We start from the raw sequence: 19,884 nt of genomic DNA on the forward strand, positions 1-19,884 counted from the left end.
CCCGCAGCCAGCGACCTCAGTCGAACCGATAGGTCACGCTGAGGCTGTAGCGCCGGCCGAGGATGTCGTAGGTGCCGATGCCCAGCTCGGCCGGCGTGGTGCCCAGCGGCGGATCCTTGTCGAGCAGGTTCTGCACCGCCAGGTTGACCCGCACGTTGTCGCCGAAGCGGTAGTTGGCGCCGGCGCCGAGCAGCCAGTACGACGGCGCGCGCAGCACGTCGGCGGTCTCCACGGTGTTTTCGTTGTCGAACACCGCCGAGCTCAGGTAGCGCGCGTTGAGGTTCAGCCCGAGCTTGTCCTTCTGGTAGTCCACGCCGAACTGGTACTGGCGCTTGGCCATGCCGACTTCGCCGGCGTCGTCGTCCACGCTGACGCCGGTGGTCGAGCTTTCGAAGCGCTTGACCCACAGCGCGTTGGCGCTGAAGTCGAAGCGGCCCCAGTCGCCGGCGTCCCAGCGGTAGGCCAGCTCGCCGGTGATGCCCTGGAAGTGGATGAAATCGCCGTTGCGGTAGCGCACCGCGACGATGTCGAACTGGCCGTCGGCGTTGCGCTTGATCTGCTGGCAGTAGTAGTTGGCGTTGTTGACGTTGGCCGGGTTGAACTCGGCGTTGTCGTAGCAGGCCGACAGCACGTCGTTGATGCTCTGGGCGAAGATCTGGTCCTTGAGCTTGACCTCGTTGTAGTCCACCGCCAGGCGCAGGCCGCGCACGAACTCGGGCTGCCAGACGAAGCCGGCGGTCCACGAATCGGCCGCTTCGTTGCGCAGGTTCGGTTCGCCCTGGCGCGCACCGCGCGCGGTCGCGCTGTTCTGCTGGAAGTCGACCGGGTTCAGGCCGTACTGCTGGTAGAACGCGGCGCAGTTGCGCGCGCGCGCGGCCGGGTCCGGGCCGCCGGTGACGTTGCGGCGGTCGCAGGGGTCGGAAGTGGTCTGGAACAGCTCCACCTGCGGCAGGAACAGCTCGGTGATCACCGGCGCGCGCAGCGAGCGGGTCTTGTTGCCGCGGATCTGCAGACCCGGCAGCGGCTCCCACTGCAGGCCGTAGGTGTAAGCGTTGAAGCCGCCGTTGACGCTGTTGTCGACGCGGCGGAACTTGCCGGTGATGTCGAGCCGGTGCAGGCCCGGGATGTTGGCGTCGGGCGACACCAGCGGCAGCATCGCTTCGGCGTAGTACTCGTTGGTGTGGTACTTGCCGTTGAGTCCGGGGATCGCGACCGAGCGCCCCAGCCCGCGGCGGGTGAAATCGTTCGGGGTGAAGCCGCCTTCCTCGACCCGGTACTCGTAGCCCAGCGCCACGTTGAGCGGGCCGCTCCACAACTCGGCCACCGGGCCGCTGATGAAGGCGCTGAAGACCTTTTGCTTCTGTTCGAAGTCGGTGCGCTGGATGCCGGTGATGTAGCGGATCGCTTCGGCCGAGGGCCGGCCCTGGCCGAACAGGTCCAGCGGCACGCAGTTGGGATCGGCGACGGGATTGGAGTTGGCCCCGGCGGTGGCGGCGTAGACCGCGTTGCGCGCGTTCGGATCGCACACCAGGCGCCCGCCGACGTTGCTGACGTTGATGGCGTTGATGAAGTTCTGCTGGTTCAGCGACACCGACGAGGTGTGGGCCTTCATGCGGCCGTAGTTGGCCGAGATTTCCCAGTCGAACGGCCGCGACCACAGTTCGAAGTCGCCGCGCGCGCCGACCACGATGCGGTCGATGGTGCTCTGGGTGCGGTCCGGGGTCAGGCCGAGGTCGGCCGAGGTGCGGGCCAAGCGGAAGCTGCCGATGCCCAGCGCCTGCAGCTGCTGGCGCGCCTGCGCGTTGAGCAGCGGATGGGTGGATTGCACGATCAGCGCGCTGTTGAGGCGGGTGCCGGCGGTGGTGTTGCCGGTGCTGGCGATGTCGACCGGCGGATCGGCGTCGGCCCGGTAGTGCAGGCCTTCGGCGAACAGACGCACGTTGTCGGCCACGTCGTAGTAGCCGAGCACGTTGACGGTCTGGCGCTTGAGGCTGGTCAGCAGCGCGGTGATGTCGGCGGTGTTCAGCCCCTGGCCGCCGGATGCGGTGCTGGTGCCGAAGTTCACGCCCGGGTCGTAGGGCACCAGGTTGCCGTTCGGCGCGAATTGCAGATACGTGCGCTGGTTCGGGCCGAAGCCGCGCAGCGCGCCGCCGGGCAGGGTGACCGCGCCGCTGACCGGCAGCACCAGGCCGCCGAAGGTGGTGGTGAAGGTGCGCGCATCGCGGATCAGCACGGTGCCGGGGATGCCGTCGTCCGGGCCGGTGTCGAACGGCACGTTGCCGTGCACGCGGCCGTCGGTCGCGGGGTTGCGGCCGGGCTGGTTGGTGCGCATTTGCGCGGCGTTGGGATTGGCCGGGAAGGCGTAGGCGCGGGCGAAGTCGGTGCGGTCCGAGCGCACCAGGCCCTGGCTGTCGTCGTAGGACGCGCCGACCATGAGGTTGCCGCGGCCGTCGGCGAAATCGGCGCCGGCCAGCACGCTGTAGCCCATGCGTTCGTTGTCGCCGTGGTCGCTGATGCCGTAGTTGAAGTTGGCCTCCACGCCCTGGAAGCGGTCCTTGAGGATCACGTTGACCACGCCGGCGATGGCGTCGGAGCCGTAGGTCGGCGCGCCGCCGATGGCGACGTTCTCGACCCGGTCGATCATCTGCACCGGGATCGCGTTGAGGTCGACCTGGGAACCGGCGGAGGCGCCGAAGTTGGTCAGCGCGCGCGAGGTCACCATGCGCCGGCCGTTGAGCAAAGTCAGGGTGCGGTTGCTGCCCAGACCGAAGCGGTTCACGAAATTGACGCCGCCGGCGAAGTTGGCCTGGCCGCCCTCCGGGGTCTGGCCGACGCCGAAGCCGACGGTCTGGTTCAGCGCGTCGGCGACGTTGGTCATGCCGCGCTCGCGCACCGACTCGCCGGAGACCACGCCGGCCGGTTCGAGGGTGTCGAAACCGCTGCGCGGGATGCGCGAGGCGGTGACCTTGATGCCCTCCAGCTCGGTCGCGCTGCGCTCGGCCGGCGCGGGCGCGGGCGCGGGCGCCGGCGCGGCGGCCTGCTGGGCCGCGGCGGCGAAGGGAGCGAAGGCCGGCGCGGCGAGGGCGACGGCGAGAGCGGTCAACAGCGGGCGACGCCGCAGGCTGCGGCGGTGGGACGGACTGGTCATGGCGGTTCCCCGGATCGGACCGGCGAGGAAGCGCCGGCGCGCTATCACTAGGCCCAATCCGGAAAAGCCGCCGCAAGATCCAATTCCACCCAAATCATCCGGAAAATGGGATGGCCATTGCGTTGTGCGGGACTGTTTCAGAGCAACGGTGTCAACCGCGGCGCGCCTGCGGTTTCCAGCATCGCGCAACGTCGGCGTCGCCGCACCCGCGCGCTGCGGCGGGCGCGGACTTCGCTCGGGCGACCCTCTAGTGCGGCGTCGCTTGCGCGAAGCGGATGCTCGCGCAGGTGCCGCCCTGCGGCGCGGCGGACAGTTGCAGCCTCCAGCCGTAGTGGTCGCAGATGCGCGCGATCAGGCCCAGGCCCAGGCCGCCGGTGCTCGCGTATTCGCTCATCGCCAGTCGCGCGTGCAGCGCGGCGATTTCCGCCGCCGACATGCCGTGGCCGCTGTCCTGCACGACCAGGCTGTCGCGGTCCGGTGCATGGATGCGGATCGAACCGCGGTCGCTGTTTTCTATGGCATTGCGGATCAGGTTGCCGATCACCGCGCGCAACACCTGGGCCGGCGCGCCGACCTGCGGCAGCGGCCCGGCGTCGATCGAGATCGTCAGCTCCTTGTCGCGGGCGACGTAGGCGAAGTCGTCCACGATCCGCGGCAGTTCGGCGGCCAGATCCACCGGCGCCAGCCCGCGCAAGGCGCGCTCGGGATCGCGGGCCAGCGCCAGCAGCATCGAGGCCAGTTCTTCCATCGCCGCGGCGGTGCGTTGCGTGCGCAGCACGTGCGGGCGCAGCCCCTCGCTCATCTGCGGATGCGCCAGCGCGACCTCGGCCGAGCCGGCGATCACCGCGATCGGCGTGCGCAGCTCGTGGCTGGCGAGGTTGATGAAGGTGCGCTCGCGCTCCATGTGTTCGCGGATCCGGCCCATGTAGCGGTTGACCGAATCGGTGACCACGGCGATCTCGGCCGGCGCGGTGTCGCTCACTTCCAGCGCCGGGCCGCGGCCGTCGGGCGGCAGGCGCGCGATGAGGGCGGCGAGCCGCGACAGCGGCGCGACCAGGCGGCCGACGCCCCAATACGCCAGCGCCGCCATCAGCGCCGCCACCAGCACCACCGACAACGCCAGCGACGCGCCCAGGGTGCGTTCGCCCTGTTCCTGGTCGGTGATGTCCAGCGCCAGCGCGCGCCGTCCGCCGGCGACGTCCTCGACCAGCACCACGTACTCGCGCGAACCGGCGCGCACTTCGTCGTGCACGCCGGCGGCGAGCGCGGCGAACGGGCTGGCGGCGAATCCGGCGCCGTCGTAATAGCGCAGCGCGTCGGTGTCGGGGCCCGTGTATTCGGCCTCGTGTACGCGCCGGCCGACGACGTGCTGCATCTCGGCGTGCAGCATGGATTCCCACACCGCCTGCTCGGCGCGCTCGTTGACCCAGTAGCCGTGCGAGGCGACCACCGCCGAGAGGATGCCGGTGTAGAGCGCGATCGCGATCAACAGGCTGCGACGCAGGCTGGGGCGTTTGCTCATGGGTGCGCTCAGGTGTCCGCCAGCCGGTAGCCGACGTTCTTGACCGTGTGCAGCAGCTTGGGTTCGGCGTGCGCGTCCAGGCGCCGGCGCAGTTCGTAGATGTGGGTGCGCAGCAAGTCGCGGTCGGGGCGACGGTCGCCCCAGATGGCCGCTTCCAGACGCTCTTTGGCCACGATGTTGGGACTTTCGCGCATCAGCACCTCCAGGATCGCGCGGCAGCCGGTGTGCAGCTGCAACGCGCGTTCGCCGCGGACGATTTCCTGCGTCGCCAGGTCGTAGCGCAGCGGGCCCACGCGCAGCACGCGGGTGCGCCCGCGCCGACGCAAGGCCAAGGCGCGGATGCGCGCTTCCAGTTCGGCGATGGCGAAGGGTTTGGACAGGTAATCGTCGGCGCCGCTGCGGAAGCCTTCCAGCTTGCTGTCGAGTTCGTCGCGCGCGGTCAGCATCAGCACCGGCACATCGGTATGCGAAGCGCGCAGCCGGCGCAGCACTTCCACGCCTTCCATGCGCGGCAGCATCCAGTCCAGGACGACGACGTCGTAATCGTTGTCCTGCGCCAGCTGCAGACCCGACACGCCGTCCGGCGCCGCGTCCAGGCTCAGCCCGGCGCCTTCCAGATACGCGAACACGTTGGCCACCAGGCTCTGGTTGTCCTCGACCAACAGCACGCGCACGAGCTCGCCGCTGTCCAGCGGACGGTCCAGCGAATCGGGTGCCCGAGCGCTCATCTGACAATGGCCTGACGTTGGGGTTTCTATATTAACGCGAATCATTCTCGTTCTTACTGGCCGCCAGCGCCATCACCCGTGAGCTTTCCCGACATGCCCGCCGCAATCACCTCTCCGACCCTCTCCGCCATCTCGCTGTCGATCCGCACCGCCCTGTTCGGCTTGCCGCTGGGCCTGGCGATGTACGCGCCGCACGCCGCCGCCGAGCAACCGGCCGGCCACGCCCCCAGCGCGACCACGCTCGACCGCATCGAAGTGCTGGGCGAACGCGGCGCCTATCAGGTTCCGCGCACCGGCACCGCGATGAAGACCGACACCGCCCTGCTGGATACGCCGCAGTCGGTCACCATCGTCACCGACAAGCTGATCCGCGATCAGGCGATGCAGTCGATGGCCGATGTGGTGCGTTACGTCCCGGGCGTGCAGATGGCGCAGGGCGAGGGCCACCGCGACGCGCCGATCCTGCGCGGCAACACCAGTACCGCCGACTTCTTCGTCAACGGCGTGCGCGACGACGTCCAGTACTACCGCGACCTGTACAACATCGAGCGGGTCGAAGTGCTCAAGGGCCCGAGCGGCATGATCTTCGGCCGCGGCGGCTCCGGCGGCCTGATCAACCGCGTCACCAAGCAGGCCAACTGGACCGACCAGGCCGAAATCGCCGCGACGATCGGCTCGTGGGACCAGCGCCGCGTCGTCGGCGATTTCAACCGCGCGCTCAGCGACACCGCGGCGTTCCGCGTCACCGGCATGTACGAGGATTCGGAAAGCTATCGCGACGAAGTCGAACTCAAGCGCTGGGCGATCAACCCGACCCTGAGCTTCCGCGCCAACGACGCCACCACCTTCGCCTTCGGCTACGAGCACTTCGAGGACGACCGCGTCACCGATCGCGGCGTGCCCTCGCTGCTGCCGGTGCGCGGCGCGCCGCTGCGCACCGACGCCTCGACCTTCTTCGGCAACGCCGCCCTGAGCCCGACCTGGGCGCGGGTCGACGCGCTCACCGCGACCATCGCCCACGACTTCGGCAACGGCGCGCGCATCGTCAATCAGACCCGTTACGCCGACTACGACAAGTTCTATCAAAACGTGTTTCCCGGCGCCTACACCGCCGGCAACGGCCGGGTGGCGATTTCGGCGTACAACAATCTGACCACACGCAAGAACCTGCTCAACCAGACCGACCTGACCTTCAAGCTGGAGGCCGGCGCGGTCAAGCACGAGCTGCTGATCGGCGCGGAATTCGCCCGCCAGACGACCGACAATTTCCGCGAAACCGGCTATTTCCCGGCGGTCGGCGCCAACGCCACCGCGGCGTTCGTGACCTTGCCCAACACGATCTACACCGGGCCGGTCGCGTTCCGCCAATCGGTGTCCGACGCCGACAACCACAGCGTCGCCAAGAGCGCGGCGATCTACGTCCAGGACCAGATCGAGTTCTCGCCGCAATGGCAGGCCGTACTCGGCGTGCGCTTCGACCGCTTCGACGCCGACCTGCGCAACAACCGCAACGGCACCTCGCTGTCGAGCTCGGACGATCTGGTTTCGCCGCGCGCCGGCTTGATCTACAAGCCGCGCGAGAATATCTCGATCTACGCCAGCCACAGCCTGGCTTACGTGCCGCGCGCCGGCGAGCAGTTGGCTTCGCTGACGCCGAGCAACCGCAACCTGGATCCGGAGAAGTTCACCAACGACGAGATCGGCGTGAAGTGGGATCTCGCCTCCGGCGTCGCCGCCAGCCTCGCGGTCTATCAGCTCGACCGCACCAACGTGGCGATCGTGGACCCGAACAACCCCGCGCAGTCGCTGCTGGTCGACGGCCAGCGCGTGCGCGGCGTGGAGCTGGAAGCTTCCGGCCGGATCACCGAGGCCTGGCAGATCATGGGCGGCTACGCCTACCAGGACAGCGAAGTGCAGACGCCGGGCGCGCAGGACGGCAATCGCCTGGGCCAGGTGCCGAAGAGCTCGTTCTCGCTGTGGAACCGCTACGACTTCAACCCGAACTGGGGCGTCGGGCTCGGCGTGATTCATCAAAGCGAGGTCTACGTGGCCACCGACAACGCGGTCAAGCTGCCCAGCTTCACCCGCGTGGACGCGGCGGCGTTCTACAACGTCAACGACAAGCTGCGCATGCAGCTCAACGTCGAGAACCTGTTCGACGAGGACTACTACGCCTCTGCGCACAGCAACAACAACCTGCTGCCGGGCTCGCCGCGGGCGGTACGGTTGGGGCTGAGCTACCGGTTCTGATCGGAGCGGGTTTTGATCGAAACGGAAGGCCGGCGCCGGATGTCGGTGCCGGCCGGCCACGCTGGGCGCCCCGGGGTTTCCGGGCGCCCGAGCGGCGACGACCCGGCGCGGCCGGCGGCCGCCGCGATCCCGGCCGGGAACTTCGGCGTCCCGATTGCGGTCTCAATGGGGCCCGCGATCCTGGCCGTCTGCCCTGATTCACGGGGCGCTACACCGCTCCCGTTTGCAGCGGTTAAGCCGGTTCCAACGCCGGCAAACCCGCTACGTAGCCTGCACGTTCGCCGCTTTTGGCTGCCGCCGCGTCTAGTGGTCGCGGTGCCGGCTTCCCGGCGTCGAATTCCTGTCGAGAGCAGGTAATAGCGTCAGCGGCCGCGGTTTCTGCCCAACCTGCTGATCAGAATCAGCTTCCTCTGGGCATCGTTGCTGTTTTTCGCGGAAGACTGATCCGCTGCTGACATGGCTAAAGGCCGGCATCCCGTGCACTGACACAGATAATGGGCAGAAGCGTCCTGCCGAAGCGGGAGCAGCGGGGGATTGGCCAAGGCCGATGCTGTCGCATCGCCTGAGAAGGCTAGGGCAGAGCATCATGGCACCCCGCCAGCCATGGAATAGCCTGCTTGCACACGACGACGCCTCCCGAGATAACACCTGCGGTCCGACGACTTGTTGAGAAGGTGAGCAGGAGCGGTCAAGGCGTGTACTTGGCGGTGAAGCCTGATCCCGAGGCCATTGTCAACGAATGCTTTCCGAATGTTGAGGCGAAGATCGCGCGTGCCGGAGGGAGCATGCTATGCGGCTGGCAACTCTGGGAATGGCCGCATGTTCTGGTCGAAGCAGAGTTTCACGCAGTCTGGCTATCTCCAGAGGGCGAGATGGTCGACATCACACCCAAACCGCACGGCGAAACTCGGATCCTCTTCGTGCCCGACGAGCGGCGCCGCTATGACGGTATGGTGGTCGACAACGTGCGCATGCCGCTGCGCGACGACCAGGTGATTCGACACTTCATCCGTGTATCGGAAGCAATCGTGCGTGTGATGAACCGAGGGGAGCGGGCTTCCCAGTACGGCCATGTCAGCGTGCCTGCACATGAGATCGAGCCGCTGCTGCAGGTTCAGAACCTTCTAGGGCAATCCTTGGGATTGGGATTACGCGATCACGACCCCTGCCTGTGTCGCAGCGGAGGCAAGTACAAACGTTGCCATGGGCGTCGTCTCGAACTCATGTTTGGCCTCTGAATGCTCGCGTATAGAGCTTCGTAAGGTTGTTAGATACTGTTGTGCACGTACTTATCTCCGATACCGGCCAGCGCTTGATTGGCCATCGATCAGCGTGCCTCATTAAGACGGCGTGGCGCACCCACCGCAGCTTTAGAATTTCGCTAAGGGGCGGTGGCCGCGGCCAAGCCCCTTAGTGCGCACTTCAGTCTCGCGATCCCATAGCGTTACTCGTAGTGGCGATGGTTGACGTTATCGCCGCAGGCATAGCAACGCCGATAGGCGCCGCCGCGACTGGCATAGCCGGCGCGTTCGTAACCTAGTGGTCCGTCGCAGCGCGGGCAGTTTGGTCCTTTGCCGCGCTGCCACTGCCACAATCTGTATATGGGGGCTAGCAAAAGCCAGAGCGACGCTACCAATGCCAGCAGTGGAATCCACCGCCCAACGACCATCAGCTCGGCAAGTAGCGGGGTCGCCTGCCAATGTGAAAGGATGGCCATCGTTAGCATGGCCACCAGCAGGGCGACGGCGGCGGGGCCGAAGGCTCGAACCATTACCCAGTTCCAACGATCCATAATCTCTCCGTGGCCCAAAAGTAGGATTTGATCATTCCCCCGGACGATCTCACAGGAAGAGATCCAGTTGCTATTGAATCGGACCCGTGACCGCCCTTACCTTGGAACTCCGTAGGGGAAGTAACAACCGATTGCCAACAAGGGGGGAGCATGGAGCTGATCAGGGCGCGGGTGCGCAATTTCCGCTCAGCCGAGGACACCGGCTGGTTCGATATCGGGCAGCTCACCTGCCTCGTCGGCAAGAATGAGGCGGGCAAGACTGCCGTGCTTTCTGCCCTCCATGGCATCAATCCAACTGCTGACTTTAGCTACGACAAAATCCGTGACTACCCGCGCCGGCACCTCGTTCGATACAAGGAGAGGCATGGAGATGGCGAGGCTCGTGTCGCTGCTACCGTGTGGAAGCTCTCTGAGGCTGAAAAGCTTGTTGTAGAGAATGTGCTTGGCGAGGGGAGTTTGACCTCCGACACTATTGAGATCGAAAGCGAATACGAAAGCACAACCAACTACTGGACGATCGGAATTAATGAGCTAGTAGTGGCGAAGCACCTGCTCGCCAAGCACGGAGTGGTGGGGGAGGAGCTAACGAAATTTGAAGAAATTTCGTTCGACAAGTTCGTTACGGAAATCGATAGTACAGAAGGGGCGTCCGAGGCTCTACTGGCGGTAAAGGAGGAAATTGCTTCCTACCGAAAAGGTCGGACCACGCTTAAGGCAATCGACCTGCTGAGCGTGAAGGTGCCGAAGTTTTTTTATACATCTCACTATGACCGTATGTCAGGCGAGATCTCCATCGTAAAGCTTCAAGACGACAAGCAGCACGGCCGGCCGATGTCGCCAGGAGACCAGATTTTTCTGGACTTCTTGGAGTACGCCGGAACATCAATCGAGGAGTTGAAAGCGAGTACACGCTTGGAGGATCTGAAAGCCAAGTGTCAAGGGGCATCGAACGATATTACCGACGAAATTTTCGAGTTCTGGAGTCAGAACGATGCGCTCGCGGTAAATATCGAGCTTGCTCAGGGATTGAGGGACGACCCACCGCCGTTCAACTCGGGGACTGTAGCCAAGATTCGCATCAACAACTCGAACCACAAAGTGGATGTTCCGCTCTCCGAGCGGAGTGCGGGTTTCGTGTGGTTCTTCTCTTTCCTTGCTCAGTTCAAGCAAATGCGAAAGAAGGCGCCGAATGCCGTCATTCTTCTCGATGAGCCAGGCCTTACTTTGCATGGTAAGGCGCAGGCTGATCTGCTCCGCTACATCATCGAGAGACTTCTCCCTCAACACCAAGTTATCTATAGCACGCATTCGCCGTTCATGGTTCCGGTTGATCGGCTTGAGGACGTGCGTGTTGTTGAAGATGTTGTAGAACGAGATGAGCGCAACCGGCCTGTCGTCAAAGGAACTAAGGTTTCCGCCGATGTGCTCACGGTCGATAAGGACACTCTGTTTCCGCTGCAGGCCCATCTTGGGTACGAAGTAACGCAGTCACTTTTCGTTGGTGCGAATACGTTATTAGTTGAAGGTCCCTCGGACATTCTGTACCTGCAAGTGGCGTCTCATGCCCTGAAGGCCCGAAAGCGTGAAGGGCTGGATTCGCGTTGGACGATGTGCCCCTCCGGTGGCATTGATAAGGTGCAGTCGTTTGCATCTCTCTTTGCTGGGAAGGGGGTCAACATTGCCGCCCTATGCGACTACGGCAATGGCGACAAGAGCAAGGTGCAGCGCCTTCGTACTTCGCAAATCTTGAAGTCCGAGGGCATCCTCGTGGCGACCGATTTCACGGGAAAGGATGAAAGCGACATTGAGGACTTCTTCAGTCCCAGGCTATTTGCAGAAATCGTCAACGGCGCGTATGGCTTGAAGGGTAAGGGTGCGATCAAAGCGGATGCGTTTACGCAGGACGGCGCATTGGTGAGGCAAGTCAAGCAGACAGAGGCTCTGTTCAATTTGATGGATGCCTCCGTTCCAGCGTTTGATCATTTCACGCCTGCATCTTGGCTGCTCAACAACCAAGACTTGCTGTCGAAAGACAGCCAGGAAGTGAACGAATCGCTTGATCGTTTCGAGCGGGCTTTCAAGGCGGTCAACGCGCTGCTACCAGCGAAATAGCCCGCAGCCGGCTGCCGACTGTCCACGGCCGCACCCACGTCATCGTAAGGGCGGAGTCGGTCTGAGCCGAGAGCGGCGGAACATGGGAAGTGCCAGCGTATGGGCCAAGCCGCTGCGAACGAAACCTCGATCACTTCATAAGCGACACAGATCGTCAGGGAAGTCGTTTCGCCAATTAGTTAGGCGGCGGCTCCGGGCAAGAGATAGCGATTACCACCGCGGCCGCCGACATCCGGCCGTGTTTGGTCTAAGAGCTTCGGGTGTCAATGGCCGATAGGTGCGGCATTGAGCGATTTCTTTGTCGAGCTGGACCGGACTTTCCATCTGAGCGTCGCGAACGGCGCGAAGAGCGACGACATCGACCTGACCCAGCCGTTTGGTCAGCGCGGCCAGATGTCTTGGAGCGACCTGCTCGCCCGGCCGCGCGTTGTCATCCTGTCCGGCGGAGGCTCCGGCAAGACCGTCGAGATTCGCCATCGAGCTAAGCTGCTGCACGCCGAGGGCCAGTCAGCCTTCTTCCTGCGAATCGAGCATGTCTGCAACGATTTTGCCGGCGCATTCGACAAGGCCGCCGGCAACCATGAGCAGTTCCTCGAGTGGGTCAAGTCCGGAGACGAAGGCTGGGTGTTCCTGGACTCGGTCGACGAGGCGCGGCTGAAGAGTCCGAAAGAGTTCGAGCAGGCGATCAGCTACATCGGCCGCATGCTCGAGCCAGTCCTGCAACGGGCACACATTCTCGTCACCGGACGGGAAGCCGCTTGGCGGGCCCGTACGGATCGCGAGCTAATTCGTACGCATCTCCCCTACGAGTCGTCGACACCAGTAGTCACCTCTGATCCTGCCGAAGAACCACCGGCGCCGAAAGATAACGATTCCGAGCTGGAGGGGGCCAGCATCGACTGGCAAGTCGATGATCTCGATGCTGAGGATGACGACGGGCCCGAAGAGCCGACAAACAAGAAGAAGGATGAACCACCGGAAGCGGAGCCGAACGCAGTGCTGCTCGTCGGTTTCGATACCTTGAATGAGAAGCAGGTCGAGACCTTCGCGCGTGCCAAGAAAGTCGCCGACGTAGCGAGCTTCCTGGAGGCCGTCACACGTAAGGAAGCGCAGTCTGAAACCGCCCGTCCGTTGGATCTGGAGGGGCTTGTCGACTACTGGAATGCGAACGGGCGCATCGGCAGCCAGTTCGAGCTCACTGAAGTCAGCATTGTTCGACGTCTATCCGAAGTCGATCCGGATCGCGCAGAAGCCACCACGCTGAGCCGCGAACAGTTACGTCAAGCGGCACGCACGCTTGCGGCAGCAAACATGTTGATGCAGACACCGGAGATCCGACTACTGGACGCCCCGGCCGAGCTGCATGGTGTTGAGCCGGGCGACCTGCTTAATTGGTCGGAAAAGGACATTCGCACGCTATTGCTGCGGCCGCTTTTCGTTGCAAGTCAGTTCGGCGCCGTTCGCATCTACGTGCAGAAGGCCCGAGAGTTTTTGACCGCCGAATGGTTGCACCGTCGTCTCGTCGACCACGCGTCCCGTAGCCGAATCGAAGCGCTCTTCTTCCAGGTTCAGTATGGTCGGGAAGTAGTGGTGCCGGCGATGCGTGGCGTTTTGCCGTGGTTGGCCTTGCTCGATCCCGACGTGCTCGCGCGGGTGCGCCGCGTGGCGCCCGAGGTCATGTTCGAAGGCGGCGATCCGAGCCGTCTTCCGCTCGAGATGCGCCGCGAGTTGCTCAGCAAGGCGTGCGGCCAGTTGGCGGGCGCTTCGGGGCACGGTTCGCTGACTGACTTCCAGGCCGTACAGCGATTCGCGGCGCCCGATCTGGCCGATCACACTAAGGCGCTTCTGGCTATCCATCACAACGACGACGAAGTCGTCTATTTCTTAATGCGAATGGTCTGGCAGGGTGAGATTGCGGGAGCGCTCGACGAAGCTAAGCAGGTCGCGAGCCGCGCCAGCGATTTCAACGTGCGCCTCATCGCGTTACGTGCAGTCGCCGCGCTGGGGACGGATGCTGATCGCAAGACGGTTCGCGTGGCCCTGTTGGACGACGCCACGCCACCGGAGCGGGGGTGGGTTGCCGAGGTCGTCAAATCACTACCCCGCGATGCCGACGGCGTCGCTTGGCTGCTGCAAGCCTGCATTGGCGCCAAGCGCGAAGAGCGCTACAGCATCGATCCTCTCGCCGACGCCGTTGAGACCTACGTCGCTGAGCTGCCCCTGGCTCTGCTGCCACTTCTCGTCACGGGACTTGAGAGACTGCTGGAGCTGGCCGCGGACCACGACAACGACGATGGGGGCCATCGTCGCCGACCGAACGACTGGTTGATGAGCACAGCAATCATAGTGCTGGATCGACTCGTCCAGGCGAAGGACACCGCCACGTTGCAGGCACCGGCGATGGCTTTGCTGCGTCGGATTCCAGTGGCCGTGCGGTTTGGCGACAACGAGGATCGTGAGGACAGCACGCGCTTGGCGGAACACGTGAGTGCGTGGGAGACGCTCAATCGCGCCCTGTTCTGGCAGGACGTGGAAGAAACGCGTGCGCATCGGCTGAAGAAGTCGGGCGAACCGCTGGTTGACATCTGGAGAGTCGGCATGTTCGGGCGCTACTGGCGCCTGACTGTCGACGATTTCGAGTACATCCTCAAGGAAATCGGTACGCGACCACTTCTCGATGATCGCTTAGTCGCGTTATCGGCCGCACATAGCTTGTATCGCGAGAACGGTCGCCCGTCGACCTGGCGTCAACGTTTGCGCCGACGTGCCAACGGAGTGCCTGAGCTCCAGGCGGCGCTCGCAGCACTGCTGGGACCGCTATCCGATCAGTTCAAGAAGTGGCGGCGGCAAGAGGCGCGAAGGAAGCAGCGCTCTGCGCGGGCCGCAGAAAAGCGTGAGGAAAATCGGGCGGGGTGGCGCAAGCATTTGATGGCGAATCTTGATTCACTTCGCACACCTTTCCCGGGCGGCGGTGTCCGCAAAAATCAGCACTATCTTTCGACACGGATGCGTGAGTTCGACAAGAATTCGTCACGGTGGGCCGATGGCAGGTGGAGGTCGCTGATCCCAGAATTCGGCCACGACGTGGCCAGGGCATTCCGTGACGGTGCCGTCGCGTTCTGGCGAACAAACACGCCGGAGCTGCTTTCGACGGGCGCAGCTCCCAACAATACGCCGTTGACGACAGTATTCGGCTTGATTGGCTTGCTGTTCGACTCACGGGAGACGTCCAATTGGGCGGACCAGCTGACGCACGAAGAGGCTGAGCTGGCCGCGCGATACGCAATGCGCGAACTCAACGGCTTCCCGCCGTGGTTGCCGCGACTGTTCGCCGCGCACCCCGAGGCGGTGTTGAAGGTCGTTCTAGGTGAGATTGACTACGAGCTGCGAACGGCGCTGGCCATCAACAGTCCCAGTCACGATGTGCTGAGCGACGTCAGCGGCGTTGGTAGCTGGATGTGGAACCGCCTTGCGCCGGAGCTCTTGAAACGCCTAAATGCCCCGCCGGCGAGCGCCGCGCACTTGCGTCAAGTTCTGACCATCCTGTCTGGTTCCGAAGTGGAGGGAGCTGGCATCGCCGCGCTTGCGAGCACGCACGTGGGGAAGAGTGCTGATGAATTTGCTGCCGCGTGGTTTGCAGCCTGGATCGGCGTTGATCCCGATCATGCTCTCCCGGCACTAGCAACACACCTGGAGGCTCTTCGGGACAAGACGCGACAGACTGGTGTGGCAATGCATTGCCTGATCGCTCTCACCGGAGGACGCCGTGGGCGTCGCGTGGCTCGAGAGGGCTATCGCACGGTTCCGCATCTGACGGCCCTGTTCCTATTAATGCATCAATACATTGTCGAGAGCGAAGACATCGATCGAGCTGGCAAGGGCGTTTACAGCCCGACCTTGCGTGACGACGCCCAGGAGGCACGCAACCAGTTGCTCGCGCCATTGAGGGACACGCCCGGACAGGAGGCATACTTCGCGCTGCTGCGAATCGCTGCGGAGCATCCTTCCAAGCATGGACGGGCTTGGGTTACGAGGCTTGCATACGCGCGAGCGGTCACCGATGCGGACCGGCCTGGTTGGGGAAGCAGCCAGGTGCGAGAGTTCCAAGAGAATCTAGAGCGTACGCCACGTAATCACCAGGAATTGCATGATCTGGCGATCGATCGCCTGCTCGATTTCAAGCACTCTCTTGAGCACGGTGAGACCAGTATCGCGGGAGTACTACTGACGCCAGAGGAAACTGAGGTCAGGAACGTCGTTGCCGACTGGTGCAGGGCCCGCGGTCTGAATCGTTATGTGATCGCACAGGAGGAAGAGTTCGCGGACAAGAAGCGCACTGACATCCGCTTCCTGAGCATGGCCTTCGACAACCCGGTGCCGGCGGAACTGAAGCTGGCTAACCAGTGGTCCGGGCCAGAGTTAGCCGAACGCCTCGAAAATCAGCTGTGCAATGACTATCTCCGGGATCAGCGGTCCAGTCGAGGCATCTTTCTTCTGATGCATCAGGGAGGGCGCAAATACTGGGGCCTTCCCGACGGAAGTCGGGTCACCTCGGTTGAGGAACTCACGGCAGGCCTGCAAGCGCACTGGGCGAAGGTAGCCAAGGATTTCCCGCATGTGCATGCCGTGCACGTTATCGGCATCGACCTGACCATGCGTGCCGAGCCCAAAGGTAGGGGCGCGGCTAAGTCCACTACCAAGAAGATAGCCAACACGGCTACGAGGAAACCGACAAGCGATGTCGCCAAGAAGGTGGCTAAGAAGGCCGCCAAGAACGTCACCAAGAAGGCCGCCAAGAAGGTTACTAAGAGCGTCACCAAAAAGGCCCCTGGAAAGACAAGACCCAAGTCGGTAGCCAAGTCAGCCGCGAAGAAGGTTGACGTGAGTAGGGCGAAGAGTCGGAAGTAACGCGCCCCAAAGTGATTAGTCTGCAAGGGCTTTCAGAGTAGGGTTAGCACGACTGTGAAATCTGCGGCGACTCGGTCGCGAGCGATAGCGCCTTGATCCACCGATCAGTGGAAGCAATCTACCCATGGACAAAGCAAGCAAGAATCGAAGCTACCGAGAGTTCATGCGAGCGCGGCGTCCGGAGCTGTACTCCGATACGTTGCATACCGAGGTTGGTGAATTAGACCGGCGCCAGTTCGAGTTTCATCTGCACTCGCTCACAAGCCGAAAGGAGGAGACTGCGTTCGAGAATTTCGCGCGGGTTCTGGCTGAAAAGGAGATTTGTCCGAATCTGATACCGCAGACCGGGCCGACTGGGGGCGGTGACAGCAAGGTTGATACGGAGACATATCCAGTAGCTCCATCGATTGCAACGCTTTGGTTCGAGGGTGACCCAGTGTCCGCCGGCGAGCGCTGGGGTTTTGCCGTAAGTGCCAAGGCCGAATGGAAGCCGAAGATTCGCTCAGACGTCGCCAAGATTTTGGCAACCGGCCGCCCCTACACTCTTGTTTACTTTGTCTCGAACCAGTCCATCAAGGACAAGGACCGAGCCGAGATGGAAGACGCCCTCACCAAGGAACATGGTGTGCAGGTGCGTATCCTGGACCGGAGCTGGATCGTTGAGAAGGTTGTCCGCCACCAGCGTTGGAATATCGTCGCTGAGACGCTCCAGTTCGAGCTCGCGTCCAAAGTGATCTCTAGTCCTGGCCCCCTTGACGCCGGAAGGCTGCGTGAGCTGGATGCTCTCGACAAGAAGATCGAGGCGGCAGCTATGTCTGGTGTCACCTTGGAACTGGTCGAGGAGAGCTTGCAGTCGGCACTGCTCGCACGCGGTCTCGAGCGGCCACGACACGAGGTCGATGGCAGGTTCGAGCGCGCAGAGCGCCTTGCTCGTCGCACCAATCGTTGGCAACTCCAGCGCATCTGGTACCAGAAGGCTTGGACGGCCCTGTGGTGGTTCGATGACATGGAAGAGGCGGACCGAATCTATGACCTATTGGCAGCTGAAGTACTGGCCTCCGATTGGGTTTGGGATACTGACGGCCTTGTCAATCTCTGGTTGGCCTTCCAAGCGGGTAAGCCTTCCAGAGAAGCACGTACCAGCGCTCTTCGTACTTCACTTCTGCGCCATGCCGCCGACGAGTCAAAGGAAACCAGCTCACTTTGGGCTCGGACGCAACTTCTACAGATGGACTTGGTCGCGGGCATGCATTCAAAAAGCGATTTGCGGCCTGCCATTACTGCATTGAGCCATGTTCTGGGCGAAGTGCGCGGCAAAGTCGAATTCCCAGTCGAGCCATTGGTTCGGATGGTGCAAGAACTGGCAAATGTCATCGGTGAGTTGCCCGGTTATGACGAGCTGCTAGATACCGTCATCGAAATCGAACGCGAGAGAAATGGCGACCGAGTCGCTGGAGAGCTTCAGCTGCAGCGCGGTCTTAAAAGACTCGAGCGCAAGAAGGCGTATGACGCGATTGACGACCTGGCCCGCGCGCAGCTGCTCCTTGCCCAGGAGGACTGCCGTGATGAGTTCATTGCCGCGCTCTGCGGGACGGGCCTCGCGTACGAGTCGGCGGGTCTTCTCTACGCGGCAAGGGCGAATCTAGTGACCGCGTTGGACCGATGCTTATATTCATGGTTCAAGGAAAAATCCGTCGATCGTCGAGCGTTGCCGCTGTTGAAGAAGCTGGCTTGGCTGGATCTTCAGCTCGGTCGCGTGCCTTATGTACTCGGCTGGGTGAAGTGGTTCGCGCCAATCCAGGTCGCATTGAGTCTGGACGAGGATGACACCAAGGCGCTGTACGAGGAACTGCAGGCTATCGACAGAGTTCTTGGAATCTTGGTGTTGCGCACTGCGCACGATGATTGGCCTCGCCTCGCTCGGCTTCCGGACCTGCTGTCAACATTGGGGTTGGAGATGTCACGTGCCGCGGCCCTCTTCATGCTGGGGTACGAGGACACGGTGCGAGCAGAGTATGGGACTGCGAATGACGACTTGGACCAGTTTTCCAGCGAATGGCTTGCCGCTCCAGCTTCGCAAGATCTTCCCAAGCACCCAGCTTGGCACTTCGGCACAGCCACCATGACAACGGCGATCTTGGGTTGCCAAATTGAAGTCATCGTCCGTGGTGGTGTCGCGTCGGCACTGCTGGGTGAGAGCATTGTCGCGTTTCTCGAGGCGTTCTATTCCACCGCCGTTCGCGCCACAAGCATGTTTTCACCCCGAGAGCGACTGGTTATCGAGGTTCGGCAGTCGGAGGCCGCGAAGCCGCCCTTTGTTCATCGTCATGTTGAGGATGACTGTGGCGAGACGATGCTTATCGTCGCGCACCCGATTTCTGGCGCATCGGAACTGGTCGGCGAGGGTTTCGAAAAAGCGATGATTGAGCTGTTCGCGCGCGTGACGTACGAGCTGCAGCTCAGGGTTAAGCACAAGGACTTTGAGGAGATGTTTGCTAAGCATCGTGCTCAAGACCGTGCGTACCACGTAGCGCGATCCATCATTTCCGTCACGAACATTCTTGGGGCGTCGCCGCCGGGGCGCGCAGAAGACTGGGTGCAGGACAATACTCTGGCCGAGTATCCGCTCGTTCGCGCAAAAGCCTGGGTGCCGGATTCGAGTGTCGTCGCGCTTGCTGGCGCTAATGCCGAAAAAGAATCCGACTATGCTAGGGAGCCGTTGTCAGAGAAGCTCTTCGGCGTGGATGCGGTGTTGCATCGGGACATGAGGGTCATGTCGCCCATCATCCTTCCGCTCTGGGACAAAGCCAAATGGAAGGGTACTGGCGTGCTGCTGCCAGAGGTTCCTGGCGAGGTGGCACCGCCGATGATGGCCTTGGCATTTGAGAACTTTGACGCAGGCCAAAAGATCTTTCGTGGTTGGCGCAAGAAGGTGGGTGCGGAGAACCGGGACGGATGGCTTAGCGTTACTGTCATCACCGGTATTCAGCGCGACAGTCCATTGAACTACCGGGTGGCAATAGGCATTGGCGAGTCGTACCTGAAGGCAATGTCCGCTGACAATCGCATGTTCGCCATGGTCTACCGAATGCACGATATGACGCCATCGTCTGGTCGAAACCTCGAGGTCTTGCAAGATCACTTCAGGCGCCGAGGATTTGTTTTCCTGCTGCCGGTTGCTTTCAGCGCTACCTCGCCACGAATCGAGACGACTGAAGAGAGCTTTGAGTTGGGCATCAGGCTCTCACACCTGGTGTTCATCCCGGCATGGCAGGTTGGAGAGACGTCACCGCTTATTGGGGCCATGCGCGGAATCACTGACCCGATTCTTCCTCCAGGAGTGACCGACGCGCCATTCTTGCAGGCGATTGAACGCTTCAAGGAAAGCAAAAAGGCTCACTAGTTCAAGTGCGCATTAGAGGAT

The 19,884-nt window shown here is 62.7% G+C and carries 9 protein-coding genes; 5 read left to right on the forward strand and 4 right to left on the reverse strand.

From position 1 onward, the window contains the following. Window positions 1–16: 16 nt before the first annotated feature. From BLU84_RS17715 to BLU84_RS17725, 3 genes are all read right to left on the reverse strand, one after another. Window positions 17–3,148 carry a TonB-dependent receptor domain-containing protein gene (locus BLU84_RS17715; protein WP_074870465.1) on the reverse strand — a complete coding sequence of 1,044 codons (3,132 nt, stop codon included), beginning with the start codon at window positions 3,146–3,148 and terminating at the stop codon, window positions 17–19. A 247-nt stretch (window positions 3,149–3,395) separates the two neighbouring features. Then, complete coding sequence (locus BLU84_RS17720; protein ID WP_074870468.1) at window positions 3,396–4,670, reverse strand: sensor histidine kinase; 1,275 nt, start codon at window positions 4,668–4,670, stop codon at window positions 3,396–3,398. Between the two features lie 8 nt (window positions 4,671–4,678). After that, window positions 4,679–5,344 (reverse strand): response regulator transcription factor, encoded by a 666-nt coding sequence (locus tag BLU84_RS17725; protein WP_074870868.1) that lies wholly within the window; start codon window positions 5,342–5,344, stop codon window positions 4,679–4,681. A gap of 147 nt (window positions 5,345–5,491) precedes the next feature. On the opposite strand from BLU84_RS17725, the gene BLU84_RS17730 reads away from it, so the two are divergent. Together BLU84_RS17730 and BLU84_RS17735 are read left to right on the forward strand one after the other, a co-directional pair. Then, on the forward strand, window positions 5,492–7,648 hold the full coding sequence (locus BLU84_RS17730) for a TonB-dependent receptor (protein WP_074870470.1): 2,157 nt from the start codon (window positions 5,492–5,494) through the stop codon (window positions 7,646–7,648). Between the two features lie 707 nt (window positions 7,649–8,355). Beyond that, complete coding sequence (locus BLU84_RS17735; protein WP_233431180.1) at window positions 8,356–8,886, forward strand: YecA family protein; 531 nt, start codon at window positions 8,356–8,358, stop codon at window positions 8,884–8,886. Window positions 8,887–9,092: 206 nt separating this feature from the next. Here BLU84_RS17735 and BLU84_RS26650 read toward each other — a convergent pair whose 3' ends face one another. Further along, window positions 9,093–9,440, reverse strand: coding sequence for a hypothetical protein (locus BLU84_RS26650; protein ID WP_139175082.1), 348 nt, complete (start codon window positions 9,438–9,440; stop codon window positions 9,093–9,095). A 150-nt stretch (window positions 9,441–9,590) separates the two neighbouring features. Between BLU84_RS26650 and BLU84_RS17740 the strand changes: the two genes are divergently transcribed. The 3 genes from BLU84_RS17740 to BLU84_RS17750 all read left to right on the forward strand — a co-directional run bounded on the left by BLU84_RS17740 (window position 9,591) and on the right by BLU84_RS17750 (window position 19,863). Then, on the forward strand, window positions 9,591–11,552 hold the full coding sequence (locus BLU84_RS17740; protein WP_074870474.1) for an AAA family ATPase: 1,962 nt from the start codon (window positions 9,591–9,593) through the stop codon (window positions 11,550–11,552). 285 nt (window positions 11,553–11,837) lie between these two features. Further along, window positions 11,838–16,460 (forward strand): NACHT domain-containing protein, encoded by a 4,623-nt coding sequence (locus BLU84_RS17745; RefSeq protein ID WP_074870477.1) that lies wholly within the window; start codon window positions 11,838–11,840, stop codon window positions 16,458–16,460. 124 nt (window positions 16,461–16,584) lie between these two features. Beyond that, on the forward strand, window positions 16,585–19,863 hold the full coding sequence (locus BLU84_RS17750; protein ID WP_139175083.1) for an ATP-binding protein: 3,279 nt from the start codon (window positions 16,585–16,587) through the stop codon (window positions 19,861–19,863). The last annotated feature ends 21 nt before the right edge of the window (window positions 19,864–19,884 follow it).

Source organism: Lysobacter enzymogenes (assembly GCF_900106525.1).
Lineage (GTDB): Bacteria > Pseudomonadota > Gammaproteobacteria > Xanthomonadales > Xanthomonadaceae > Lysobacter > Lysobacter enzymogenes.